Origin of the sequence: Streptomyces sp. NPDC058086 (assembly GCF_042885015.1) — a bacterium.
Lineage (GTDB): Bacteria > Actinomycetota > Actinomycetes > Streptomycetales > Streptomycetaceae > Streptomyces.
Genome location: NZ_JBHVST010000008.1, coordinates 44,058 through 69,145, shown reverse-complemented (window position 1 = coordinate 69,145; position 25,088 = coordinate 44,058). Strand labels below are relative to the sequence as shown.

The following is a 25,088-nucleotide window of genomic DNA, read 5'->3' as shown; positions in this document are numbered from 1 at the left end:
AGAGTGGGTAGGGCAGGGCATGGCTGTCGATCCTCTGATCGAACTGCAGGACGTGAACAAGCACTTCGGCGAGTTGCATGTCCTCCAGGACATCAACCTCACCGTCGGCAAGGGGGAGGTGGTCGTGATCATCGGCCCCTCGGGGTCGGGCAAGTCAACCCTGTGCAGGGCGATCAACCGGCTGGAGACCATCGAGTCCGGTGCCATCAGGCTCGAAGGACAGCCGTTGCCGGACGAGGGCAAGGCGCTCGCCAGGCTCCGCGCCGAGGTCGGGATGGTCTTCCAGTCCTTCAACCTCTTCGCCCACAAGACGATCCTGCAGAATGTCTCGCTGGCCCAGATCAAGGTCCGTGGCCGCAAGAAGGAGGAGGCCGACCGGCGCTCCCTCGAACTCCTGGACCGCGTGGGCCTCGCCTCCCAGGCCCCGAAATACCCGGCGCAGCTCTCCGGCGGCCAGCAGCAGCGCGTGGCCATCGCCCGCGCCCTCGCGATGGACCCCAAGGTCCTGCTGTTCGACGAGCCGACCTCGGCACTCGACCCCGAGATGATCAACGAGGTCCTCGAAGTCATGCAGCAGCTCGCGCGCGACGGCATGACCATGGTCGTCGTCACCCACGAGATGGGCTTCGCACGCTCCGCGGCCAACCGCGTCGTGTTCATGGCCGACGGCCGCGTCGTCGAGGACCGCAACCCCGAGGAGTTCTTCACCAATCCGCGCAGTGACCGTGCCAAGGACTTCCTCTCCAAGATCCTCAAGCACTAGGCGGGGGAGTACGACCATGATCCGTACGACACGTGCGCGCCTCGCCGTGGCCGCCCTCGTGTGCATCGCGTTGCTGACGGCCGCCTGCGGCAAGGAAGGCAGTCCGCCCACCAAGGGACCGGCCGCCGGTAAACTGCCCCACTACCAGGTGGCACAGGGCTTCGAGCTCCCCTCCTCGCCCACCTGGGAGAGGGCCAGAAAGCGCGGCTACCTCAACATCGGCGTCAAGGAGGACCAGCCGTACCTGGGCCAGAAGGACCCGGCGAGCGGCACCTACTCCGGCTTCGACATCGAGATCGCCAGGATGATGTCCGCCTCGCTCGGCTTCGACCCGAGCACCATCCGCTTCAAGACGATCGCCTCGGCCAACCGCGAAACCGCCCTGCAGAACGGCCAGATCGACTTCTACGTCGGCACCTACACCATCAACGACAACCGCAAGAAGCTCGTCGGCTTCGCGGGCCCCTACTACATGGCCGGTCAGTCGCTGCTCGTGCGCAAGAACGAGAAGGACATCCACGGCCCCCAGGACCTCGCCGGCAAACGCGTCTGCTCGGCGGCCGGTTCGACGCCGTACCAGCGCATCCAGACCGACTACCCGAAGGCGACGCTCGTCGCCTACGACACCTACTCGGTCTGCGTCGACAACCTGCTCACCTACCAGGTCGACGCCGTCACCACCGACGACGCGATCCTGATCGGCTACGCGGCGAAGGTGCCCGACGAACTCAAGGTCGTCGGCAAGCCGTTCTCGAAGGAGCCGTACGGCATCGGCGTGCCGCGCGACGACAACGCGCTGCGGTTCGCGCTCGACGACGCGTTGGAGGCCCGCGAGACGAACGGTGACTGGAAGAGGGCGTACGAGGCGACGCTCGGGCTCTCCGGAGTGCCGGCGCCCACCCCGCCCGCCATCGACCGCTACCCGGCGAGCTGAGCGAGGCCGATGTGAACGTACTGATCGACAACTTCCACACCTTCGCCCAGGGATTCCTCGGCACGGTCGAACTCACCGTCTACGCGAGCGTGCTGGCGCTCGTGCTCGGCTTCCTGATGGCGTCGTTCCGGGTCGCGCCGGTCGGCTCCCTGCGGGCCTTCGGCACGGTGTGGGTGACCGTGCTGCGCAACACCCCGCTCACCCTGCTGTTCTTCGCCGTGCTGCTCGGGCTGCCCCGGTTCGGACTCGTGCTGCCCTTCAAGGTGTTCGCGGTCCTGGCGCTCGGCTGCTACACCTCCGCGTTCATCTGCGAGGCGCTGCGCTCGGGCATCAACACCGTGCCCAAGGGACAGGGCGAGGCCGCCCGCAGCCTCGGCATGACCTTCAGCCAGACGCTGTCCGTGGTCGTCCTGCCACAGGCGTTCCGGTCCGTGATCCCGCCCATCGGCTCGACGCTCATCGCCCTCGCCAAGAACTCGGCGATCGCCGGGGCGTTCAGCGTCAACGAACTGCTCGGGACCTACAAGACGCTGAGCGAGCTCGGCTACAACATCGTCTGGACCTTCATCTGGATCGCCGTCGGCTATCTGATCATCACCCTCACCATCAGCGCGATCTTCAACTACCTCGAACAGCGCTGGGGAGTCGCCCGATGACCACCACCGCCCCCGAATCCACCGCCCTGTACGACGTTCCCGGACCCAGGACCCGCCAACGGCACCGGCTCTACGCCGCCGTGTCCACCGCCCTGATCCTCGCCCTGGTCGGCTGGATCCTCTATCTCCTCTTCGACACCGACCAGTTCACGTACACGAAGTGGATGCCGTTCGAGTACAAGGGCATCCAGGAACTGCTGCTGCGGGGACTGGGCAACACGCTGAAGGCCTTCGCGATGGCCGCGGTGCTCTCGCTGGCGCTGGGCACCGTGCTCGCGACAGGACGCCTGTCCGACCACCGTCCGGTGCGCTGGGTCTCCGCGCTGGTCGTCGAGTTCTTCCGCGCCATGCCCGTACTGGTGATGATCTTCTTCATCTTCGTGGCGCTGAAGGTGCAGCCGCTGCCCGCGCTGGTCGCGGGGCTGACCCTCTACAACGGCTCGGTGCTCGCCGAGGTCTTCCGCTCCGGCGTCAACTCCGTCGAACGCGGCCAGCGGGAGGCCGCGTTCGCGCTCGGCATGCGCAAGACCCAGGTCATGACGTACGTCCTCGTCCCGCAGGCCGTGCGGGCCATGCTGCCCGCCATCATCAGCCAACTCGTGGTGGCCCTTAAGGACACCTCGCTCGGATATCTCATCACCTACGAGGAGTTTCTCCACGCCGGGAAACTGATCGCCTCGAACCTCGACTACGATTTGCCGTTCATCCCCGTGGTGATGGTGATCTCGCCGATCTACATCGGGATGTGCATGCTGCTCTCCTGGTTCGCCCAGTGGGTGTCCCGGCGGGAGCAGCGCAGTCCCAAGACCGAGGCCGTGCATGTGGCACCGGCCGAACCAGGGACGCTGCTGCCGGGTGGGGGTCCCCCCACAGCCCCGCGACCGTAGGGGGAGCAGCAGCTCACAGGGCCAGACCCGACCGGCGCCAGCAGCCGGAGATCACTGCTCGCGCAGGGGAACGGACACGTAGGACGGGTCGTTCGCCGGTGAGGAGAAGGTCAGCTGCGCGCCGGACGGGTTGTGCTCGATGTAGAGCGGGTCGACCGTGTCGACGACCAGGGCGAGCCGATGCCCTGCCGGGACGTCGTAGGCCGTGGAGTACAGCTCCAGGTCGACGCCGAACGGCTCTCCGGGCGTCTGCCCGTGGAAGGTGTACGGCGCGTTGCTGACCAGCTTGCCGAGGCCGAGCGGGCCCACGTCGTAGAGGTAGGCGACGAGGGTGCCGCTCTCCTTGGTCGGAGTGAGCGTGGTGTGCAGCGTGGTGGTTCCTCGCACTTGCTGGACGCTCGCGTACTTCTCCGACTGCCAGACGGCCGCCCAGCGGCGCGGCAGCAGCGGGATCGACGCCATCGGGGGCACCTGGGCGATCTGGTCGAGGATGCTGGAGAGGAAGATGATCCCGCCGTCCGCGCCCGAGTCGACGTTGGTGTGGATCGTGGTGGTGCCCGCGAGGGCGATCTTCTTCCTGGTCGCGCCGACCGACTTCCAGTCCGGGTAGCCCTCGTAGGCGCCGGTGGTGCGGGGCTTGAGCTGGACGGGCTGCTCACGGTCGATGCCGTTGTCGACGCCCCTGAGGTAGTGGTCGAACCAGCGGCCGGTGTCCGTCCACACGTCGTTGGGGAGCCCGAACAGACCGGTGATCTCGGCGGTGGCGTGGTCGCCGGGGCGGAACTCCAGACGCTTGGGGCCGGTCAGCTCCTCGTAGAACTTGGCGTACTGGTTGGGTGGGAAGATCGTGTCGCCCCAGCCGTTGGCCATGAAGACGGCCGCGCCGTTCTTGTTGAGCTGGTCGACGTAGGTCTCGGGGGAACGTTTCTTCCCCCAGGCGATCATCTCCTGCTCCTTCGACAGGTTCGAGGCGAAGAAGTCCTTGAGCGTCTGCTGGAGTTCGGCGCTCGGGCGCCCGGTGATACTCCCCGCGACACCGAGCAGGGCGGTGGCCTGGGAGTGCTGGGTGCGGCCCGAGTAGATCGAGTCGATGAGGTCGGCCCAGCCGCTCATGGCGGAGACCGCCTTGATCCTCTTGTCGTGCGCGGCGGCGAGCAGACTGATCCCGGCGCCGTACGAGACGCCCGCCATGCCGACCTTCTGGGCGTCGGCCGGGGTGTTCGCCAGTGCCCAGTCGATCACCTTGGAGGCGTCGGCCACGTCGGGCGGTCCCGCCACTTCTATCTCGCCGCCGGACTGCCAGAAGCCGCGCACGTTGTACGTGAGCACCACATAGCCGGAGTCGGCGAGCTTCTGGGCCTGTGCGAGGTACTCGACCTGGGGCAGGCCCCAGCTCGTCGGCATGACGAGGAGCGGGTACCTGCGGCTGCCGTCGGCGCCCGCGGGGGTGACGACATTGGCCTTGAGGACCGTGCCGCCGTCTCCGGTGATGTCGACGAAGCGGACGCCGGCGGAGGCGGCCTGGGCGGTGGGGGCGAGCCCGAGGGCGGTACCGGCGATCAGGGCCGCGGATACGGCACCGACGGCGGACGTGCGCAGGGCATGACGATGGTGTCCCACGGGCCACTCCTCACTCGTGTCAGTAGAATGTGACCCGACGGTAACCTCGCTGCCTTACCGGAAGTAACCCGTCGGTAAGTTACGCACGGGTAAAGATTGTTGGATGGCCGTGAAATCTACGATGCGCGGTGGGAGTTGCGGGCCGGCGCGGGTGTGGGCAGCGGGGTCTGGGCGGCCCGGGTCACGTCCGCGACAAGCTCGACGACATCGGGCCCGTACGCGTGCGAGTTCACCACCTTCAGCAGTAGTACGAAGGAGTTGCCGCCGTGCTTGCGTGCCAGCCGTTCGTGGTTGCGGGCGAGATAGCGGGTCGCCGCCTGGTTGGTGATCGCGCGCTGCCCGCAGAAGAGGAAGACGGGCCGCGTCCCGCGCTCCTGTCCCGCGATCAGCCGGGCGAGGATCACGTACTCGCCCTTCCCCGACTCCAGGAGGTAGCGCTCGCTGCCGATCTGGAAGGCGCCGCGGTCCGGGCCCGGTTCGGCGTCGGTGTTGACCTGGATGCCCGGGAGCAGGCTGTGAAGGTGCGCGGCCATGCGGCGATTCGACGCCGGCCCGCCCACGCAGAACTCGGTCCGCTCCCCGAACCCCTGCTGCGCGGCGTCGTGCGCGACGACCTGGGCGTGCGCGCCGCAGTCCTTGATCAGCGCGGCGAGTTCGAGCAGTGCGAACACGTCGAAGCGCATCACCGTGAGCTCCGGGCCGCCCGCCTCGCGGTTCACCACCAGGAGCGACTCGGAGTTGTCGGGCAGCCCGAAGAACGCCTGCTTGCGCCGGAGTCTGCGCTTCCAGAGGTAGGTCCGGGCGAGCCAGCCGAGCGCGGCGCTGATGGCGGCGGCGACCACGCCGAGGACGATGTTGCGCACGTCGTCATTCATGGGCGCGCATGGTATCGGGAGTGCGGACCGGTGTTCGAGGGGGTCCTGACGGGAGGGGCGCGGTGAAGTTACGCTGCGCGGACGGCTGTTGACTGGAGGTACGGATGCGTCGCCCTGTTGCGCGGAATCTGGCGGTCTTGGCGGTTTCGGCCGCGGTGGTGTCGGTCGGCGCGGTGGCGCCACCCACCGCCGGGGCGGCTTCCTCCGGTACGACCCCGGCGAAGGTGCCGGTCGCCGTCGGCTACGGCGGTGCCGTGGCCAGTGTCGACGCCGACGCCTCCGCCGCCGGGATCGAGGTCCTGAAGAAGGGCGGCAACGCGGTGGACGCGGCGGTCGCGACCGCGGCGGCCCTCGGCGTCACCGAGCCGTACTCCTCCGGCGTCGGCGGGGGCGGCTACTTCGTCTACTACGACGCCAAGTCCCGTACGGTGCATACGATCGACGGCCGTGAGACCGCGCCGCTGACCGCCGACTCGGGGCTCTTCCTGGAGAACGGCCGGCCGCTCGCCTTCGCGGACGCCGTCACCAGCGGGCTGAGCGTGGGTACACCGGGTACGCCCGCCACCTGGCAGACGGCGCTGGACAGCTGGGGCAGCAAGCGGCTCGGGAGCGTACTGAAGCCTGCCGAGCGGATCGCACGCGACGGGTTCACGGTCGACGCGACCTTCCGCTCGCAGACCGAGTCCAACCAGGCCCGCTTCAAGAACTTCCCCGACACCGCGAAGCTGTTCCTGCCCGGCGGCTCGCTCCCCGTGGTCGGATCGACCTTCACCAACCCCGATCTCGCCGGCACGTACGAGGAGTTGGGCAAGAAAGGCGTCGGCGCGATCTACCACGGCGACCTGGGCAAGGACATCGTCGCCACCGTGAACAAGCCCCCGGTGGAACCGGGTTCGGGCTACAACGCCCGCCCGGGCAAGCTGTCGTCGAAGGACCTGGCGGCCTACCTGGCGAAGCGACAGGCGCCGACGCAGACGTCGTACCGCGGACTGAAGGTCTACTCGATCGCCCCCTCCTCCTCCGGTGGCACCACGGTCGGCGAGGCCCTCAACATCCTTGAGAAGACGGACCTTTCGAAGGCGAGCGAGGTCCAGTACCTGCACCACTACATCGAGGCCAGCCGGATCGCGTTCGCGGACCGGGGGCGCTGGGTGGGCGATCCCGCCTTCGAGGACGTCCCCACGAAGGAACTCCTCTCGCAGAAGTACGCCGACTCGCGCGCCTGCCTGATCAAGGACGACGCGGTCCTGACGAGCCCGCTCGCACCGGGCGACCCGCGCCACCCTGCGGCCTGCTCCACCGGCGGCAGGGCCGCCCCGACGACGTACGAGGGCGAGAACACCACCCACCTCACAGTGGCCGACAAGTGGGGCAACGTCGTCTCCTACACCCTCACCATCGAGCAGACCGGCGGCAGCGGGATCACCGTCCCGGGGCGCGGATTCCTCCTCAACAACGAGCTGACCGACTTCTCCTTCACCCCGGCCAACCCGGCCGTCCACGACCCGAACCTGCCCGGCCCCGGCAAGCGCCCGCGTTCGTCGATCTCCCCGACGATCGTTCTGGACCGGCACAACCAGCCCGTGGTGGCGCTCGGCTCGCCCGGTGGCGCGACCATCATCACCACCGTCCTGCAGACCCTGACGGAGTTCCTGGACCGGGGTCTGCCGCTGGTGGACGCCATCGCCGCACCGCGCGCCAGCCAGCGCAACGCGGCCCAGACCGAACTCGAACCCGGCCTGTACGACAGCGCCCTGCGGACCCGGCTCGAATCCCTCGGGCACTCGTTCAAGCTCAACCCCGAGATCGGCGCGGCGACGGGCGTCCAGCGCCTCCCGGGCGGCCAGTGGCTGGCAGCGGCCGAGAAGGTACGGCGCGGTGGCGGCTCGGCGATGGTGGTGCGACCGGCGTCGTAGCGAGCGGCGCCCTCGCGCCCGTCGACGTCAGCGCACCGGTGGGGATCAGCGAGCCGTCAGGATGCGTGGGCCCGCGTGGGTGATGGCTACCGTGTGTTCCGTGTGGGCCGCGCGGGAGCCGTCGTCGGTGCGCAGCGTCCAGCCGTCGGGGGCCGCGTGGAAGCCGTCGGTGCCGCCGCCGATGAGCATGGGCTCGATCGCGAGGACCATGCCGTGGCGGAGGGGGAGGCCGCGGCCCGGGCGGCCCTCGTTCGGGACGGGCGGGTCCTCGTGCATACGGTGGCCCACGCCGTGGCCTCCGAAGCCGTCCGGGATGCCGTACCCCGCCGCGCGGCACACCGTGCCGATGGCGTGCGCGATGTCCCCGATCCGGTTGCCGACGACGGCTGCCTCGATGCCCGCCGCGAGGGCCCGCTCGGCGGTCTCCACGAGCCGCACGTCGGCCACGCGCGGCTCGCCCACGATGAAGCTGATCGCCGAGTCGCCGACCCAGCCGTCCAGTTCGGCCCCGAAGTCGATGGAGACCAGGTCGCCGTCCCGCAACCGGTAGCCGGTCGGGATGCCGTGCACGATCGCGTCGTTCACCGAGGCGCAGATGACCGCCGGGAAGGGGGTGGGCGCGAACGAGGGCCGGTAGCCGAGGAAGGGGGAGCCGGCGCCCGCCTCACGCAGTACCTGGTGGGCGACCTCGTCCAGCTCCAGCAACGAGACCCCCACGCCCGCCGCCTCGCGCACCGCCGTGAGCGCCCGGCCCACGACCTGCCCCGCCTCGTACATCTCGTCGATCGACGTGTCCGTCTTGAGTTCCACCATGCCAATTACTATACCGGTATTAGAATGGGGCCATGGTGCGTAACCCCCTGACCCCCGAAGAGCGCGAACGCGGCGAGCGGCTCGGGCAGTTGCTGCGCGAGGCCCGCGGTGGCCGCAGCATGGTGGAGGTCGCGGCGACCGCCGGGATCTCGGCCGAGACCCTGCGCAAGATCGAGACCGGACGGGCCCCCACCCCCGCCTTCTTCACCGTGGCGGCGCTGGCGCGGGCGCTCGGACTGTCCATGGACGACATTGATCACAGGACTCTGCGCCCAGTCCGAAAACTCCCCGTAGCCGTCCCGTAACACGAAGGGTGTTTCCTACCGGACCGGAGTACTCCAGTCGGGCGGGGAGTCGTGTGATGGCTGTAGAACAACTCCCGGGTCAAGTACGGGAGTTCGCGAGTTACCTGAGCGGGCTGATGAAACGGCTCGATCAGGACGTCGGCTGGTGCGCAGTGTTCTGGCAGCGCGACCCCGACGGCATGCGGGCCTGCCTGGACGGCTGGGAAGTGCCTCCGTGGGATGTCGTGGAGGCGCTCCTTCAGGACCTCGCCGCGGAGCAGGGTCCCCAGGTCGCGGCCCAGGAGGCCCAGCGCGCCCGTTCCCTGCACGGCGCCTCCCTCGCCTCCTACGACGGCCGGCCCGGCGGCCGGGACGCCCTCGGCGACCGTCTCGACGTCATGCTCCGCGAACAGCGCTACGCCGCGGAGCGCCAGGCCGAACTGAGCCGGGAGTTCCACGCGGCCACCACCCAGGAGGAGGCCGACACCGTCCGGCTCGACCTCGCCTGGGCCCACGACGACCACGAACGGGCCACCGCCCGATGCGTCGAACTCCGCCACCGGATGGAGAACCTGGACCGCCGCGCCCTGCGTACCCACGTATCGGGCGCGTTCGACTTTTCGGGGGGCGCGGGCGGGGATGTCGTCCGGGTGGGGGAGCCGACGGCCCAGCGCCGCCCGGCGATCCCGGAGCGGTCCGGCCCGCGCTTCGCGGACCCGGCGGCGACCGACCACTCCGCCCCCGCCCCGGCTCCCGTGGCGCCGCGCGACCCGGCGACCCCCGGTTCCGGGCCGTACGATCCGGCGGCCGCCCGTTCGGCCCGTAGCGATTCGGCGGCAGCCCGTACCGGCCCGTACGACCAGGCCGGTACCAGTGCCGGTTCCGGTACTCCCGGCACCAGTGCCCGTACCACCCCCAGCCCGGGTACCACCCCGAGCCCGGGTTCCGCCCCCACCCCGAGTGCCGCCCCCCTCCCCAAACAGCGCTCCAAGCGGCGCCCCCGCGGCAGCGCCCGCTTCGCCGGGATGATGGAGGCCGAGGCTGCCCCTGTGGCCGCCCCGCAGACCGCGGTGCCGCCCGTGTCCGCCCCGGCCGCGCCGAGCGGCCGTACCCCCCGTGGAGCCCGTTTCGCGGGTGCCGCCGAGGCGCCGGCGCCGGCGCGGACCGAGGCGCCGGACGAGGACGCGCGGCGGGCCACCGCCGAGACCGTCCAGACCCTGACCCGGCTGCGCCGCGAGGGCCGCAGCGGCGAGGCGCACGCCCTGCTCGTGGAGGTCGCCCACTGGCCCGCCGCCCGCTTCCCGCTGCTCGCCGCCGAACTGCACCGGGCCGGCCTCGACGCGGACTGGGCCACCCTGCTGTGGGAGGCCGCCTCGCTCCCCGCGGACCGGCTGGTCGGCGCCGCGGACGCGCTCGCCGCGGCGGGCCGCAGCGCCGACGGCAGGCAGATGCTGCGCCAGGGCGTCGCCCGCCCCGCTCCCGAGATCGGGACCGCCGTGCTGAGCCTGGCCGACCAGGGGCGGCAGCGCGAGATCCGGGCGCTGCTCGACGCCTACGTCCGCGTCCGCACCCCGGAGGAGGCGGCCCGCAGCGCGGAGGCGGACCCGGGACGTCTCGTGCCGCTGCTGCTGGCGGCCGCCAAGGGCGTCTCGGAGGAGCGCCACTGGGACCTGGTGCACGCGCTGAGGGTGGCCGGCTTCACGGCCTGAGAACGTGGCCGGCCGCACGGCCCGAGAGCGTGGCCGGCCGCACGGCCCGAGAGCGTGGCCGGCCGCACGGCCCGAGAGCGTGGCCGGTTTCGCCGCCCGAGCGATCCGGGAAGGCATTCCTGAGCCCGTCGAGCCGAGCCGCCGCGGACCGGATCGACCGCTCACCCACAGGGGTGCGAAACGTGATCGACTCAGCGGGTTAACGGCGATGGTCTTGGCAAGGCTGTCCGCTGGGCTTACTTTCGAGCCTCTACCGCCTTTGTCTACGGGCGTAGAGGCTCTCTGACGTCCCGTCGAAGGAGCAGCTCATGGCCAACGTCGTACGCGCCGCTCTGGTCCAGGCGACCTGGACCGGCGACACCGCATCCATGGTCGCCAAGCACGAGGAGCACGCCCGCGAGGCGGCCCGGCAGGGCGCCAAGGTGATCGGATTCCAGGAAGTCTTCAACGCCCCCTACTTCTGCCAGGTCCAGGAGCCCGAGCACTACGGCTGGGCGGAGCCGGTGCCCGACGGGCCCACCGTCATTCGTATGCAGGAGCTCGCACGCGAGACCGGCATGGTCATCGTCGTGCCCGTGTTCGAGGTCGAGCAGTCCGGCTTCTACTTCAACACCGCGGCCGTGATCGACGCGGACGGCTCGTACCTCGGCAAGTACCGCAAGCACCACATCCCGCAGGTGAAGGGCTTCTGGGAGAAGTACTACTTCAAACCGGGCAACCTGGGCTGGCCGGTCTTCGACACCGCGGTCGGCAGGATCGGCGTGTACATCTGCTACGACCGCCACTTCCCGGAGGGCTGGCGGCAGCTCGGCCTGAACGGCGCCCAGCTCGTCTACAACCCCTCCGCGACCTCCCGCGGCCTCTCCGCCTACCTCTGGCAGCTGGAGCAGCCCGCCGCGGCCGTCGCCAACGAGTACTTCATCGCCGCGATCAACCGGGTCGGGCAGGAGGAATACGGCGACAACGACTTCTACGGGACCTCGTACTTCGTCGACCCGCGCGGACAGTTCGTGGGGGAGACGGCCAGTGACAAGACCGAGGAGCTGATCGTCCGCGACCTCGACTTCGACCTGATCGAGGAGGTCCGCCAGCAGTGGGCGTTCTACCGCGACCGGCGGCCCGACGCCTACGAGGGGCTGGTGCAGCCGTGAGCGACCTGTACGCACGCCACAAGGCCGTCCTGCCCGACTGGCTGGCCCTCTACTACGAGGACCCGATCGAGATCACCCACGGCGAGGGCCGCCACGTCTGGGACGCCCAGGGCAACAAGTACCTCGACTTCTTCGGCGGCATCCTGACGACGATGACCGCGCACGCCCTGCCCGAGGTGACGAAGGCCGTCAGCGAGCAGGCCGGGCGGATCATCCACACCTCCACGCTCTACCTCAACCGGCCGATGGTCGAACTCGCCGAGCGGATCGCCCAGCTGTCCGGCATCCCCGACGCCCGCGTCTTCTTCACCACCTCCGGCACCGAGGCCAACGACACGGCCCTGCTGCTCGCCACCGCCCACCGGCAGAGCAACCAGATCCTGGCGATGCGCAACAGCTACCACGGCCGCTCCTTCAGCGCGGTCGGCATCACCGGCAACAAGGGCTGGTCGCCGACCTCCCTCTCGCCGCTCCAGACGCTCTACGTCCACGGCGGCGTCCGCACCCGCGGCCCGTACGCCGATCTCGACGACGCCGAGTTCATCGCGGCCTGCGTCGACGACCTGAAGGACCTGCTCGGCCACGTCCGCCCGCCCGCCGCCCTCATCGCCGAACCCATCCAGGGCGTCGGCGGCTTCACCGCGCCGCCCGACGGCCTGTACGCGGCCTTCCGCGAGGTCCTGGACCAGCACGGCATCCTCTGGATCGCCGACGAGGTGCAGACCGGCTGGGGCCGCACCGGCGAGCACTTCTGGGGCTGGCAGGCGCACGCCGCAGCGGGCCCGCCGGACATGCTCACCTTCGCCAAGGGCATCGGCAACGGCATGTCCATCGGCGGCGTCGTCGCGCGCGCCGAGATCATGAACTGCCTCGACTCCAACTCCATCTCGACCTTCGGCGGCTCGCCGATCACGATGGCGGCGGGCCTGGCGAACCTCACGTACCTCCTCGAACACGACCTTCAGGGCAACGCCCGGCGCGTCGGCGGTCTGCTCGGCGAGCGGCTGCGGGCGATCTCCGTGCCGCTCGACCACGTACGGGAGGTGCGCGGGCGCGGGCTGATGATCGGCGTCGAGCTGGTCAAGCCCGGTACCGACGAGGCGTACCCCGAAGGTGCCGCGGCCGTGCTCGAAGCGGCCCGCCAGGACGGCCTGTTGATCGGCAAGGGCGGCGGTCACAACACCAGCGTGCTGCGCATCGCACCGCCGCTCTCCCTCACCGTCGCGGAGGCGGAGGAGGGCGCGGCGATTCTCGAGCACGCGCTGAGGTGTATCCAGTAAGAAGTACTGAGCAAGGGAACGTGCCATGACCACCGCCACCGCCTTGGAACCCGCCCTGTCGGTACGCCAGGTCCTCGCCCTGGACCGGGTGCTCGCCGGAGAGCCCGAGGTGGTGGCCGGCGCGGGCCACCTCGACCGGTCAGTGCGCTGGGTGCACGTCGCCGAGGCCGCCGACGTGGGCGTGATGCTCAGCGGCGGGGAAATGGTGCTCACCACCGGGGTGCTGCTCGCGGGCGACCCGGACGCGCAGGCCGAGTACATCCGTTCGCTGCACCGCGCGGAGGCCGCGGCCGTCGTCCTCGGACTCGGCCGGGCCTTCCCGACCCCGCCGGACGTGATGCGCCGGGCCGCCGAGCGCTGCGGACTGCCCATGGTGGTGCTCCACCGGCCCTTCCCGTTCGCCGAGCTGACGGAGGAGGTCCAGTCCCGGCTCGTCCGCAGCAAGTTCGCGGCCGTGAGCCTCTCGGAGGCGGTACGGACCGCGCTCACCGGGCTCATCACCACGGGCGCGCCCCTGCAACGGATGCTCGACGAGATCGCCGTGCACGCCGCGTGCCCGGTCGTCGTCACCAACCTCGCCCACCGCGTCCTCGCCACGGCGGGGGAGCGGTCCGCGGTTGACGACGTGCTGCGGGACTGGGAGCGCATCGCCCGGCAGGCAGGCGGCAGCGAGGGCGACGGCTGGATCCGCGCCGAGCTGGGCGGGCGCGGCGAGAGATGGGGCCGCATCGTGCTGTGCGGCTACCGGGGCGATGCCGCCACCGGGCGGCTGCTCGCCGACCGTGCCGCCGAGGCCCTGGTCCTGCACCGGATGCTGGGTGGCTCCGTGCACACCTGGGAGGAGGAGTCCGCGCAGAGCCTGCTGACGGACCTGGTGAGCGGGGTCGTACCCGCGCGGCAGCTGCTTCCGAGGGCCAGGGCGGCCGGGCTGCCCGTCAACCGGCGGGCCTTCGTGCCGCTGGTGGTGCGGGACGGCGAACCGAGCCAACTCGATCGCGTGCTACGTCTGCTGGGGCTGCCCGGACTGGTCGCCGAGCTCGCCGACGGGGCCACCGCCGTGCTGCTCAGCCTCGCCCGCGATCTGGACGCGGAGGCGCTGGCCGCCCACTTCGCGCTGCGACTGCGCCATGAGACCGGCATCCGTACGACCGTGGCGGCGGCCGCGCCCCGTACCGCCTGGGACGACGTCCCCGGCGGCCTGCGCGAGGCCCTGCACGTCGCCGAGGCCGCCGCCGACGCACCCGCCGACCAGGACCAGCCGGTGCTCGTACGACTGCGTGACGTCCATCTGCGGGGCCTCATACGGCTGTTGCGCGACGACCCGAACGTCCAGTCCTTCGCCGAGCGGGAGTTGGACGGGCTGCTGTGCGGGGCCGATGCCGAGTCGGAGCTGCTGCCCGTGCTGCGGACCTACCTCGCGACCGGTCGCAACAAGTCCCGCACCGCGCAGCTCCACCACGTCAGCAGGCCCGCGCTCTACCGCCGGCTGGAGGCCATCGAGGCCCGGCTCGGCGTCGACCTCGACGACTTCGAGCAGGCCGCCTCCGTACACATCGCACTGCTCGCACACGACGCGCAACAACGGTGAAACACGGGACGGCTCAGGTGAAACATGGGACAACGCGGGGGTGACACCGTGGAACGGCACAGCGTCTCAGACGTGACACGGTGCAACTCAAACCATCCCTCAGGGCTTCCTAGGCTCCTCGCACACCGAGCGACCGGAGGTCCCGATGAGCAGAGTGATCCGCGCCGCCGTCTTCCAGACTGCCTGGACCGGCGACAAGGAGTCGATGATCCAGGTCCACGAGCAGGCGGCCCGCGACGCGGCCGCACAGGGCGCGCAGGTGATGTGCTTCCAGGAGCTCTTCTACGGGCCCTACTTCTGCCAGGTCCAGGACAAGGCGTTCTACGAGTACGCCGAGCAGATCCCCGAAGGCCCGATCGTCCGGCGCTTCCAGGCGCTGGCCAAGGAACTGGGCATCGTCCTCGTCCTGCCGATGTACGAGGAGGAGCAGCCCGGCGTCCTCTACAACACGGCCGCCGTGATCGACGCGGACGGCTCGTACCTCGGCAAGTACCGCAAGCACCACATCCCGCAGGTCGAGGGCTTCTGGGAGAAGTTCTACTTCCGTCCCGGCAACGCCGGCTGGCCGGTCTTCGACACCGCCGTCGGCAGGATCGGCGTCTACATCTGCTACGACCGGCACTTCCCGGAGGGCTGGCGTGCGCTGGGCCTCGCGGGCGCCGAGATCGTGTTCAACCCGTCGGCCACCTCGCGCGGACTGTCCTCCTACATCTGGCAGCTGGAGCAGCCGGCGGCGGCCGTCGCCAACGAGTACTTCGTGGGCGCCATCAACCGCGTGGGCGTGGAGGAGCTGGGCGACAACGACTTCTACGGAACGTCGTACTTCGTCGACCCGGAGGCCCAGTTCGTCGGGGAGGTGGCCAGCGACAAGGAGACCGAACTGGTCGTCCGCGACCTCGACATGGCCAAGCTGCGCGAGGTGCGCGACCGCTGGCAGTTCTACCGGGACCGCCGTCCCGACGCGTACGAGCCGCTGACCGCGCCGTAGCCCGGCGGGGCCCTGGAGTCCGCCGGGTTTCCCGCGCCCCCCGAAAGGGGCGCGGGGCCGTGGCATCGGGCGGCTTTGCCGCTTGGGCGCGACCAGCTACGAGTGACCCGCAGTTTTCAGCGCACGGCAGGAGAGAGAGGGAGCATGAGCAGCCGTACCGTCATCCGTAATGGCCTCGTCATCACCGCGTCCGACGAGATCCACGCCGACGTCCTGATCGAGGACGGCCGGGTCGTCGCCCTCGCCGCGACCGGCACCCCGGCGGCCGAGTCGTGGACGGCCGAGAAGACCATCGACGCCACCGGCAAGTACGTCATCCCGGGCGGCGTCGACGCCCACACCCACATGGAGCTGCCCTTCGGCGGCACCTTCGCCTCGGACACCTTCGAGACGGGCACCCGGGCCGCGGCCTGGGGCGGCACCACCACCATCGTCGACTTCGCGGTGCAGAGCGTCGGCCACTCGCTGCGCGAGGGCCTCGACGCCTGGAACGCCAAGGCCGACGGCAACTGCGCCATCGACTACGCCTTCCACATGATCGTCTCCGACGTCAACCAGGAGACGCTCAAGGAGATGGACCTGCTGGTCGAGGAGGGCGTCACCTCCTTCAAGCAGTTCATGGCCTACCCCGGCGTCTTCTACAGCGACGACGGCCAGATCCTGCGCGCCATGCAGCGCTCCGCCGAGAACGGCGGCCTGATCATGATGCACGCGGAGAACGGCATCGCGATCGACGTCCTCGTGGAACAGGCACTGGCGCGCGGCGAGACCGACCCGCGCTACCACGGGGAAGTCCGCAAGGCGCTCCTGGAGGCCGAGGCCACCCACCGCGCCATCAAGCTCGCCCAGGTCGCGGGCGCTCCGCTGTACGTCGTGCACGTCTCGGCGCAGGAGGCGGTCACCGAGATCGCCCGAGCGCGTGACGAGGGCCTGAACGTCTTCGGCGAGACCTGCCCGCAGTACCTGTTCCTGTCGACCGACAACCTCGCGGAACCGGACTTCGAGGGCTCGAAGTACGTGTGCAGCACGCCCCTTCGGCCCAAGGAGCATCAGGCCGCCCTGTGGCGGGGCCTGCGCACCAACGACCTCCAGGTCGTGTCGACGGACCACTGCCCCTTCTGCTTCGTGGGCCAGAAGGAGCTCGGCCGGGGCGACTTCTCGAAGATCCCCAACGGCCTTCCGGGCGTCGAGAACCGCATGGACCTGCTCCACCAGGCCGTCGTCGACGGGCACATCTCGCGCCGCCGCTGGATCGAGATCGCCTGCGCCACCCCGGCCCGGATGTTCGGCCTGTACCCGAAGAAGGGCACCATCGCGCCGGGCGCCGACGCCGACATCGTCATCTACGACCCGCGCGCCGAGCAGGTCATGTCGGTCGAGACCCACCACATGAACGTCGACTACTCGGCGTACGAGGGCAAGCGCGTCACCGGGCAGGTCGAGACCGTGCTCTCGCGCGGCGAACCGGTCATCACCGAGCGGGAGTTCACCGGACGCGCCGGTCACGGCGTCTACACCCCCCGCTCCACCTGTCAGTACCTTCTCTGAGCGACTAGGAGTGGCGCCATGGACTTCGGACTCGTCCTGCAGACCGACCCCCCGGCCTCCCGCGTCATCGACCTGATGAAACGCGCCGAGGGCAACGGCTTCACGTACGGCTGGACCTTCGATTCGGCCGTGCTGTGGCAGGAACCCTTTGTGATCTACAGTCAGATCCTTGCGAACACCCAGAAGTTGACGGTCGGGCCGATGGTCACCAACCCGGGCACCCGCACCTGGGAGGTCACCGCCTCCACCTTCGCGACGCTCAACGACATGTACGGCAACCGCACGGTGTGCGGCATCGGGCGCGGCGACTCGGCGATGCGTGTCGCCGGCCGCAAACCCAACACGCTCGCCCGGATCAGCGGCGCGATGAAGGTCATCCGTGCCCTCGGCCGGGGTGAGGAGGCCGACCTCGGCGGCACCGTCGTCAAGTTCCCCTGGGTCAAGCCCGGTGCCGAACTCCCGGTCTGGATGGCCGCGTACGGTCCCAAGGCCCTGAAGATGACCGGCGAGGAGGCCGACGGGTTCATCCTCCAGCTCGCCGACCTCTATCTCACCGAGTACATGGTCAAGGCCGTGAAGGACGCGGCCGTCGAGGCGGGGCGCGACCCCTCCGAGGTGAAGATCTGCGTGGCCGCGCCCGCGTACATCACCGAGGACGACTCGCCGGAGGCCCTCGCCCACGCGCGTGAGCAGTGCCGCTGGTTCGGCGGCATGGTCGGCAACCACGTGGCCGACCTGGTCTCCAAGTACGGCGAGCACTCCGCCGCCGTGCCCGAGGAACTCACCGACTACATCAAGGCGCGCGAGGGCTACGACTACTCCCACCACGGGCGAAGCGACAACCCCGACACCAAGTTCGTGCCGGACGAGATCGTCGACCGGTTCTGCCTGATCGGCACGGCCGAGCGGCACATCGAGAAGCTGAACGCGCTGCGCGCGCTGGGCGTGGACCAGTTCGCGGTGTACGACATGCACGACGCGCAGGAGGCCGTGATCGACGCGTACGGGGCGAAGGTCATCCCGGCCGTCAACGGCTGACAGCTCCGCTCCGGGCGGCCGGCCTCCGGCCGCCCACCGCACCACCGGCCATACCCTGGCCACCGCTCCCCCTCCCCATACGTCCCCTTCCCTCCGTCCGGGGAAGGGGATCACCGCACCACCGCACCCGCACAACCCCCCACGGCGTCACCCGCACGGCCTCTCCCGTCACTCCTCATTTGATTGGCCTGCCCATGACCGAGACCGTCCCCAGCGAGGGCCCGCCCGTCGCTCAAGTCACGCTCACCGACGGCCGGGTGGAGATCGCGCCCGACACGCCCGCGCCCAGCGGCCCCTACGCCAACGAGGACCTGCTGCCGGTCCCGGTCGAGAAGCGCACCTGGACCACGTACAACTTCTCGGCGCTCTGGGTCGGCATGGCCCACAACACCGCTTCCTGGACCCTGGCTTCCGGCCTGATAGCCGTCGGCATGGACTGGAAGCAGGCCGTGTTCACCATCGCGCTGGCCAACCTGATCGTGCTGGTCCCGATGCTGCTCACCGGGCATGCCGGGCCGAAGTACGGCATACCCTTCCCCGTCTTCGCCCGCGCCTCCTTCGGTGTCCGCGGCGCCAACCTGCCCGCTGTCGTCCGGGCGTTGGTGGCCTGCGGCTGGTTCGGCATCCAGACCTGGATCGGCGGCGAGGCGATCTACTTCCTCGCCGGGAAGCTCTTCGGCGACAGCTGGGCCAACGCCTCGAAGGTCGGCGGCTACGCCTGGACCATGTGGCTGTCGTTCGCGATCTTCTGGGTGCTCCAGGTCGCCATCATCTACCGGGGCATGGAGACGATCCGCCGCTTCGAGAACTGGGCGGCGCCCTTCGTGCTCGTCGGCGCCGGTGCGATGCTGTGGTGGATGAGCAGCAAGGCGGGCGGCTTCGGCCCGCTGCTCGACCAGCCCTCGAAGCTCGGCTGGGGCGGCGACTTCTGGAAGCTGTTCTGGCCCTCGCTCATGGGCATGATCGGCTTCTGGTCCACGCTGTCGCTGAACATCCCCGACTTCACCCGGTACGGCAAGAGCCAGAAGGCGCAGACCTGGGGCCAGGCGCTCGGTCTGCCGACCACGATGACGCTCTTCGCCTTCCTGTCGGTCATGGTCACCTCGGGCTCGCAGGCCGTGTACGGCCAGGCCATCTGGGACCCGGTCCAGCTGGCCGCCAAGACCGACAACGTCTTCGGCCTCCTCTACGCGCTGGTCACCGTGCTGGTCGCGACCCTGTCTGTGAATATCGCGGCCAACCTGGTCTCGCCGGCCTTCGACTTCTCCAACCTCGCACCGCGCAAGATCAACTTCCGCGCCGGCGCACTCGCCACCTGTGTCCTCGGCGTGCTGATCTTCCCCTGGAAGCTGTACTCCGACCCACAGGGCTACATCTTCACCTGGCTCGGCCTCGTCGGCGGTCTGCTCGGCACCGTCGCCGGCATCCTCATCGCCGACTACTGGATCCTGCGCCGCACCAAGCTCGACCTCGCCGACCTGTACCGCACGGGCGGCCGCTACTGGTACGACGGCGGCTGGAACTGGCGGGCCGTCGTCGCCTTCGTCACCGGAGGCGTCCTGGCCGTCGGCGGCGCCGACTTCCATCCGCTGATCGACGGGCGGCCCATCCCGGCGCTGAAGTCCCTGGCCGACTACGGCTGGGCGGTCGGACTCGGTACGTCGATGGTGCTGTACCTGGCCCTGATGCTGCTGCGGGGCAAGGAGAAGACCGCCGTCTGACACGTGAGGGAAGGCGGCCGTCGGAGAACGGCTGATGGAGAACAGCTGTCGGATCAGCGACGCGGTTGGAGAACGGTCAGCCCTTCTGGCCGTTCTCCAGCGTCGCCACCACGTCCTTGGCGGCCTTGATGGCCCCCTTGTTGATCTCGTCCGTACTGGGCGCCTTCTGCGTCTCGAAGTTGCTGCCGTTGTACGTGACGACCACCAGCGCGTTGGACGCGCGGACGATCACCACCCCCTCACGGGTCTGCTGCTTGTCCGTGGTGGTGAGATTCACGACGGAGTAGGCCGAGTCACCGAGGCCGGGAACCGCACCTCCGCCGCTCTTGTCCGCGACGCGCCCCGTATAGGACTTCTGTGCCGCTTCGTCCGAATCCTTGATCTCGTACGAGACGTCCAGCCAGTGGTAGTCGAAGCCCTTGAGCGCGTTCCAGGAACAGGTGCGGCGCACCGTCCTGTCGGTCGACGGAATCTCCTGGCCGGCCGTCTTGGCGCCCGGGACTAGGGCCTTGACCGTCTTCTCCGTCACGCCGGTGCAGGGCGCGGGGGCCGCGGTGTACGTCTTCGCGACCGCCGTCGCCGCGGGGCCCGACGGGGACTGTGTCGCCTGGGGCGACTTGTGGTCGGTGGCGGCCGGAGTCGTCGTCGACGTGCCGGACGACATGGCCCAGCCCGTGCAGGCGAGGACCGCGACCGGCAGCAGGCGCGCGGTGAGGGCGAGTGGCAGAGGAAGAGAATGCACGGCGCACTTCTCGTGGGGGACGGTGCGGAGGGAGTCCACACTGCGGACGGAACGCCAGTCTCACATGACTCCCTGTGGGGCGGAAGTGCCAACTCACTCCGTGGCTGTGTGGTGACTGTGCCTCATTGGGGACCGTCCGTGCGCCACTTCGCCTTCACCAGCCACACCGCCGCCCGGAGTCGAACACCGCGATCCGTCTCATAAGGGCGCAAGGTGTCCTGCAGGGCCGCGCGCGTGTCGGCGTCGACCGTCCGGCCGGGCGCGCGGGAGAGGATGAAGCGGACGGCGTCCGCGGCGTCGCGCCCCCATGTCGTCTCCGTCGCGACCGGAGTCACCGTCACGTCGTCCCACCCGTGCAGAACCTCGCGGATGCGCGCCGGGTCGGACAGGGAGGCCATGGCGGCCTGGACGGCGACCGTTGCGGCGTCCGGTTCGTCCAGGAGTTCTCCGAAAAGGCTCAGGGCGCGTGACTCCTCCGCCTCGGGACCGGCGTGCTGCGGACAGACGAACGCGAGCCGCCCTCCCGGCCGCAGCGAGCGCGACAGGTTCCGGAACGCCGCCGCGTGGTCCGAGAAGAACATCACCCCGCCCCGGCTGATCAGGACGTCGTATCCGGCGGCCGGGAAGGGGTGGATCTGGGCGTCGGCGAACTCGTACGCGACGTTGGTGACCCCCTCCGCGGCGGTCGTCGCCCGGGCCCGGTCGAGCAGAGGTGCCGAGATGTCGACCCCGACGGCGTGCCCGTGCGCCGCCAGCCGGCCCGCGATCCGGGTCGTCGCACCGGCCCCGCAGCCGACGTCCAGGACGCGGTCGCCCGAAGCGATCGCCGCCGCGTCGAAGAGCGCGGTGTTCAGACCCGACACGAGCGTGTCATAGCGCTCGTGGTGGCTCGCCCAGTGGTTGCCGAGAGTGCCGTTCCAGGCCCGCGCCTGAGCAAAGTTGGCGATCTGTGTCATGAGGTCTCCTCGGCCGTGCGGGCGGGAAGCGTGCTCTCGATCCGGTCGACGGCGGCGAACGCGCCGTACGCCACCAGATGCACCAAACAGTGGTCGGTATGGACGGGTTTACGCCAGGCCGTCACGTCCTCGTCCGTGATCCGGTACGGGGCCAGCGCGGCCAGCAGCGCGAGCCGCGCCCCGGGCCGCGAACGGTCGGGGAGTCCGTCCCACGCGAGTGGCGGGTGCGAGCCGTCCCAGTCCCGGAGCGTCTCCCGTACGAGGATCCGGTCGGCCTCGTCGAGAAGGCCCTCCCCCTCGGTGGCGGCGGCCCGCAGCGCGGCGTAGGCAGGGCCGACGGTGGTCCCGCGCGCCCAGTCCGGCCCGGGCCCGGGGTCGTCGAGGAGTTCCAGGCCCGCACCCGGCGCGGGTCGCCGCCGCACCGTCCGGGCGACGGACCGCCCGGCCAGACTCCGCACCGCCCGGAACCGTTGCGCGTTGCCGGGCAGCAGACTCTCGGTGAGCAGCGCCGACACCACGCGGTTGATGAAGTGGAAGGACAGCGCCGTGCCGATGTACGCGGGGGCGTGTGCGACGGGGAAGGGATACGGCGCCAACTCCGCCGCCCCCGGGATCCGGGTCGCCCCGCCCCACGCCAGCACGCGCGCGTGCTCCTCGTCGGCAGGGGTCCCCCCGCGCGCCACCGTCTCCGCGAGCCGGTGGTCCCCGGTCGCGTGCAGCAGCATCGTGTGCGCGTCGACGCAGAACGGGCACCGATTGGCCACGGACACCCCGAGCGCCGCGAGTTCCTTCCCCGTCCGGCTGCCCGCGCCCGCGATCAGCGACTCGCGCATCAACGCCCAGGCGGAGGCCATGAGATCGGGAGCGGGCGAGAGCACGACGAAGGTCACCGCGCGCTCGATGCCGAAGTCGTCGGCGAGCTGGGCGTAGACGCCCGCCACACGGCCCGTGGCCGACTTGGGCGGAGACGGGGTGGTGTAACGGAAGGGACTTGGCATGGGGCGCCTCCTTGTAGGGAAAGTGCGCGGGGCCGCCGGCTCGGCCGCCGTTGCCACCCTCCTCCGGGGATCCGTCCACGGTCGTCGTCCACCGGAAGACAGTCCGGTCTACGCCCACCCGGCCCGCGCGCGCCGTGATCTACTCCAGGCGGAGTACGCCGGGCCCCCTCCACAGGTCTGACGCCACTGTCCGAGCGGCCGTCTATCGTGCGGAACATGGCGCTGGACCAGGTCACCCGCAGGCACCTGGCCGACGCGGCCCTCGGGGTCGTGGTCGGTGCCCTCGTCATGACCGCGGCCGCGGTGGGCGACGGCGCGACTCCCGCCGACTACGCGCTGATCACCGTGGGCTCCCTCGCCCTCGCGGCCTACCGCCGCGCCCCGCGCAGGGTACTCGCGGTCAGTACGGTCACCTCGACGGCGTACGTCCTGCACGCCCACCCGGGCACCCTCGCAGCCCTCCCCGTCCTCGGCGCCGTCCACACGGCGGCCCGAGCGGGTCACCGAGGGGTGGCGGCGCTCGCGAGCGCCCTGTTCCTGGCGGCATTCGTGACGACGGACCTCACGGCGCGCGGAAGCGCCGAGCGCTCTCTCTTGCTCGCCGGCTGGTTCCTGTGCGCCCTGGTGACAGGCCTCGCGGACCGCAACTGGCAGGCGTATCTGCGCCAGACGGAACAGCGCGCGATGGAGGCGGAACGCACGCGCGAGGAGGCGGCCCTGCGCCGCGCGGGCGAGGAACGGCTGCGGATCGCCCGCGAGTTGCACGACTCGCTCACGCACAGCATCTCGATCGTCAAGCTCCAGGCGGGCGTCGCGGTCCATCTCGCCCGCAAACGCGGTGAGGAGGTCTCGCCCGCGCTGCTCGCCATCCAGGAGGCGGGCGGCGAGGCGATGCGCGAACTGCGTGCCACTCTGGAGGTGTTGCGCACCGATGAGCCGACCGGCACCCCCGCGCTGCTCGTGGAGCGGGCCCGCGCGGCCGGCCTCGCCGTGGAGCTGACGGTGAGCGGCGAGGAGCGTCCGCTCACGGCGACCGTGGACCGTGCCGCGTACCGCATCGTCCAGGAGGCCCTGACGAACGCCGCGCGCCACGCGGGCCCCGCCAAGGTGGCCGTCCAACTCGACTACAGCGTGGACGACCTGACGATATCCGTCGACGACGACGGCGGCGCCGACCCGTCCCGTCCGCCCACCCCGGGCATCGGCCTCACCGGCATGCGCGAACGCGTCATGGCCCTCGGCGGCACCCTGCACGCCGCACCGCGCACCGAGGGCGGCTTCTCGGTGCGCGCCGAACTGCCGCTGGGCATACCGGAGGAGGTGCCGTGATCAGGGTCGCGCTCGTCGACGACCAGGCGCTGATGCGCGCCGGTTTCCGCGCCCTGCTCGACGCCGAGGACGGCATCGAGGTCGTGGGCGAGGCCGCCGACGGCGAGCAGGGCCTCGCGCTGGTGCGCGCGTCCTTGCCGGACATCGCCCTCGTTGACGTACAGATGCCGGTGATGTCGGGCATCGAGGCCACCCGCCGTATCGCCGCCGACCCGGAGCTGTCCGCCGTACGCGTCGTCATGCTCACCAACTACGGCCTGGACGAGTACGTCTTCGAAGCGCTGCGGGCCGGGGCCAGCGGCTTTCTGCTCAAGGACACCGAGCCCGCCGACCTGCTCCAGGCCATCGAGGTCGTCGCACGGGGAGAGGCGCTGCTGTCCCCGTCCGTGACCCGCACGCTGATCGGCGAGTTCGTCGCCCGGCCCCCGGACCGGGCCACCGCGCCCGGCCTGGAGTGCCTCACGCGCCGCGAACGCGAGGTCACGGCACTCGCCGCGCGCGGTCTGACCAACGAGGAGATCGCCGCGCACATGGTCATCAGCCCGTTCACCGCCAAGACCCACATCAGCCGGGCGATGACGAAGCTGGGCGCCCGCGACCGGGCCCAACTGGTCGTGTTCGCCTACGAGTCGGGCTTGGTGACGGCGCGGGGGAGTGCGAACTGAGGGGTGCGTCGGAGGTGGTCCAGGCGGCAGGGAGCGCAGGGGTGGCGTGGGATGATCGCTCGGTGATCGCGACAGACCTGGGACCGTTACGCGCCGCCGCCCTCGCCGGTGCGCTGACGCTCGCCTTGAGCGGCTGCGGTCTGTTCACCGAACCCGCCCACAAGCCCAAGGCGGCCCGCTCGCCCGCCGTCACGGTCCAACAGGCGCACGGCTGCCCGCCGTCCGGGGTACGTCTCGGCACCGGCCCCGTCGACGGGGCCATGGGATTGAGGGCCATGACCCTCACCCTCACCAACTGCTCCGAGCGGCCGTACGAGGTGAAGGGCTACCCGGCCATCCGCGTCCTCGACGAGAAGGGCGCCCCGCTCACGGGCGTGCGGACCGTCGAGGGGACGGACGAGGTGTTCATGGCGCCGCAGGATCCCGGTGCGGCGCCGCTCACGCTCGCCCCGGGCGCGAGCGCGCGGGCGGGCCTGTACTGGCGGATGGCCGCCGAGGACGGCACGTACCTCCGGGTCGTCCCGCAGCAGGGGCGCGAGGCCCTGAACGTACGGCCCGCGGAGCCCCTCGACATCGGTCCGCAGAACACGCTCGGGACGACGGCGTGGGTGTCCGTGTCCTGAGAGA

At 70.4% G+C, this 25,088-nt stretch carries 23 protein-coding genes; 17 read left to right on the top strand and 6 right to left on the bottom strand.

Annotated features, from left to right (window positions below; translation table 11 throughout):
- Positions 1-19: 19 nt before the first annotated feature.
- The 4 genes from ACFVWD_RS08725 to ACFVWD_RS08710 are packed head-to-tail and all read left to right on the top strand — an operon-like array spanning position 20 to position 3,240.
- Positions 20-763, top strand: a complete 744-nt coding sequence (locus ACFVWD_RS08725) for an amino acid ABC transporter ATP-binding protein (protein WP_389594597.1) — start codon at positions 20-22, stop codon at positions 761-763.
- Positions 764-779: 16 nt separating this feature from the next.
- Positions 780-1,697, top strand: a complete 918-nt coding sequence (locus tag ACFVWD_RS08720; protein WP_389594596.1) for a glutamate ABC transporter substrate-binding protein — start codon at positions 780-782, stop codon at positions 1,695-1,697.
- Between the two features lie 11 nt (positions 1,698-1,708).
- Entirely contained in the window at positions 1,709-2,353 is a 645-nt protein-coding gene (locus ACFVWD_RS08715; protein WP_168497270.1) for an amino acid ABC transporter permease, read from the top strand.
- Entirely contained in the window at positions 2,350-3,240 is an 891-nt protein-coding gene (locus tag ACFVWD_RS08710; RefSeq protein ID WP_389594595.1) for an amino acid ABC transporter permease, read from the top strand. The genes ACFVWD_RS08715 and ACFVWD_RS08710 overlap by 4 nt, the downstream gene beginning before the upstream one ends.
- A 51-nt stretch (positions 3,241-3,291) precedes the next feature.
- On the opposite strand, the gene ACFVWD_RS08705 is transcribed toward ACFVWD_RS08710, so the two are convergent.
- Positions 3,292-4,860 carry a CocE/NonD family hydrolase gene (locus ACFVWD_RS08705; RefSeq protein ID WP_389594594.1) on the bottom strand — a complete coding sequence of 523 codons (1,569 nt, stop codon included), beginning with the start codon at positions 4,858-4,860 and terminating at the stop codon, positions 3,292-3,294.
- A gap of 116 nt (positions 4,861-4,976) precedes the next feature.
- The gene (locus ACFVWD_RS08700) at positions 4,977-5,735 is read right to left on the bottom strand and encodes a hypothetical protein (protein ID WP_180362160.1); all 759 of its coding nucleotides are present in this window, start codon (positions 5,733-5,735) and stop codon (positions 4,977-4,979) included.
- Positions 5,736-5,839: 104 nt separating this feature from the next.
- Here ACFVWD_RS08700 and ggt point away from each other — a divergent pair, with 104 nt between their 5' ends.
- The gene (ggt, locus tag ACFVWD_RS08695) at positions 5,840-7,651 is read left to right on the top strand and encodes a gamma-glutamyltransferase (RefSeq protein ID WP_389594593.1); all 1,812 of its coding nucleotides are present in this window, start codon (positions 5,840-5,842) and stop codon (positions 7,649-7,651) included.
- Positions 7,652-7,696: 45 nt separating this feature from the next.
- Here the strand turns inward: ggt and map are convergent, their stop codons facing one another.
- Positions 7,697-8,464: a type I methionyl aminopeptidase gene (gene map, locus ACFVWD_RS08690; RefSeq protein ID WP_389594592.1), complete on the bottom strand. Its 768-nt coding sequence runs from the start codon at positions 8,462-8,464 to the stop codon at positions 7,697-7,699.
- Between the two features lie 32 nt (positions 8,465-8,496).
- Between map and ACFVWD_RS08685 the strand changes: the two genes are divergently transcribed.
- The 9 genes from ACFVWD_RS08685 (at position 8,497) to ACFVWD_RS08645 (ending at position 19,771) form a co-directional block, all read left to right on the top strand.
- On the top strand, positions 8,497-8,769 hold the full coding sequence (locus ACFVWD_RS08685; protein WP_067362435.1) for a helix-turn-helix domain-containing protein: 273 nt from the start codon (positions 8,497-8,499) through the stop codon (positions 8,767-8,769).
- Between the two features lie 56 nt (positions 8,770-8,825).
- Positions 8,826-10,457, top strand: coding sequence for a hypothetical protein (locus ACFVWD_RS08680; RefSeq protein WP_389594591.1), 1,632 nt, complete (start codon positions 8,826-8,828; stop codon positions 10,455-10,457).
- 308 nt (positions 10,458-10,765) lie between these two features.
- Positions 10,766-11,608, top strand: coding sequence for a nitrilase-related carbon-nitrogen hydrolase (locus ACFVWD_RS08675; protein ID WP_389594590.1), 843 nt, complete (start codon positions 10,766-10,768; stop codon positions 11,606-11,608).
- Positions 11,605-12,888, top strand: a complete 1,284-nt coding sequence (locus tag ACFVWD_RS08670; protein WP_389594589.1) for an aspartate aminotransferase family protein — start codon at positions 11,605-11,607, stop codon at positions 12,886-12,888. Before ACFVWD_RS08675 ends, ACFVWD_RS08670 begins: the two co-directional genes overlap by 4 nt.
- 25 nt (positions 12,889-12,913) lie before the next feature.
- Entirely contained in the window at positions 12,914-14,476 is a 1,563-nt protein-coding gene (locus ACFVWD_RS08665) for a PucR family transcriptional regulator (protein ID WP_389594588.1), read from the top strand.
- A 145-nt stretch (positions 14,477-14,621) separates the two neighbouring features.
- On the top strand, positions 14,622-15,464 hold the full coding sequence (locus ACFVWD_RS08660; protein ID WP_168512928.1) for a nitrilase-related carbon-nitrogen hydrolase: 843 nt from the start codon (positions 14,622-14,624) through the stop codon (positions 15,462-15,464).
- Positions 15,465-15,608: 144 nt separating this feature from the next.
- Positions 15,609-17,012, top strand: coding sequence for a dihydropyrimidinase (gene hydA / locus ACFVWD_RS08655; protein WP_389594587.1), 1,404 nt, complete (start codon positions 15,609-15,611; stop codon positions 17,010-17,012).
- Positions 17,013-17,030: 18 nt separating this feature from the next.
- The gene (locus ACFVWD_RS08650) at positions 17,031-18,050 is read left to right on the top strand and encodes a TIGR03842 family LLM class F420-dependent oxidoreductase (RefSeq protein WP_389594586.1); all 1,020 of its coding nucleotides are present in this window, start codon (positions 17,031-17,033) and stop codon (positions 18,048-18,050) included.
- A 194-nt stretch (positions 18,051-18,244) separates the two neighbouring features.
- Entirely contained in the window at positions 18,245-19,771 is a 1,527-nt protein-coding gene (locus ACFVWD_RS08645; RefSeq protein ID WP_389594585.1) for an NCS1 family nucleobase:cation symporter-1, read from the top strand.
- A gap of 76 nt (positions 19,772-19,847) precedes the next feature.
- Here ACFVWD_RS08645 and ACFVWD_RS08640 read toward each other — a convergent pair whose 3' ends face one another.
- The 3 genes from ACFVWD_RS08640 to ACFVWD_RS08630 all read right to left on the bottom strand — a co-directional run bounded on the left by ACFVWD_RS08640 (position 19,848) and on the right by ACFVWD_RS08630 (position 22,467).
- Complete coding sequence (locus tag ACFVWD_RS08640; RefSeq protein ID WP_389594584.1) at positions 19,848-20,513, bottom strand: hypothetical protein; 666 nt, start codon at positions 20,511-20,513, stop codon at positions 19,848-19,850.
- Between the two features lie 122 nt (positions 20,514-20,635).
- Positions 20,636-21,469 (bottom strand): class I SAM-dependent methyltransferase, encoded by an 834-nt coding sequence (locus ACFVWD_RS08635; protein WP_389594583.1) that lies wholly within the window; start codon positions 21,467-21,469, stop codon positions 20,636-20,638.
- On the bottom strand, positions 21,466-22,467 hold the full coding sequence (locus ACFVWD_RS08630) for a carboxymuconolactone decarboxylase family protein (RefSeq protein WP_389594582.1): 1,002 nt from the start codon (positions 22,465-22,467) through the stop codon (positions 21,466-21,468). Before ACFVWD_RS08630 ends, ACFVWD_RS08635 begins: the two co-directional genes overlap by 4 nt.
- Positions 22,468-22,683: 216 nt before the next feature.
- Here ACFVWD_RS08630 and ACFVWD_RS08625 point away from each other — a divergent pair, with 216 nt between their 5' ends.
- The 3 genes from ACFVWD_RS08625 (at position 22,684) to ACFVWD_RS08615 (ending at position 25,084) form a co-directional block, all read left to right on the top strand.
- Complete coding sequence (locus ACFVWD_RS08625; protein WP_389594581.1) at positions 22,684-23,796, top strand: sensor histidine kinase; 1,113 nt, start codon at positions 22,684-22,686, stop codon at positions 23,794-23,796.
- Entirely contained in the window at positions 23,793-24,461 is a 669-nt protein-coding gene (locus ACFVWD_RS08620; RefSeq protein ID WP_384910599.1) for a response regulator, read from the top strand. Before ACFVWD_RS08625 ends, ACFVWD_RS08620 begins: the two co-directional genes overlap by 4 nt.
- Before the next feature lie 62 nt (positions 24,462-24,523).
- Positions 24,524-25,084, top strand: a complete 561-nt coding sequence (locus ACFVWD_RS08615) for a DUF4232 domain-containing protein (RefSeq protein WP_389594580.1) — start codon at positions 24,524-24,526, stop codon at positions 25,082-25,084.
- Positions 25,085-25,088: the final 4 nt, after the last annotated feature.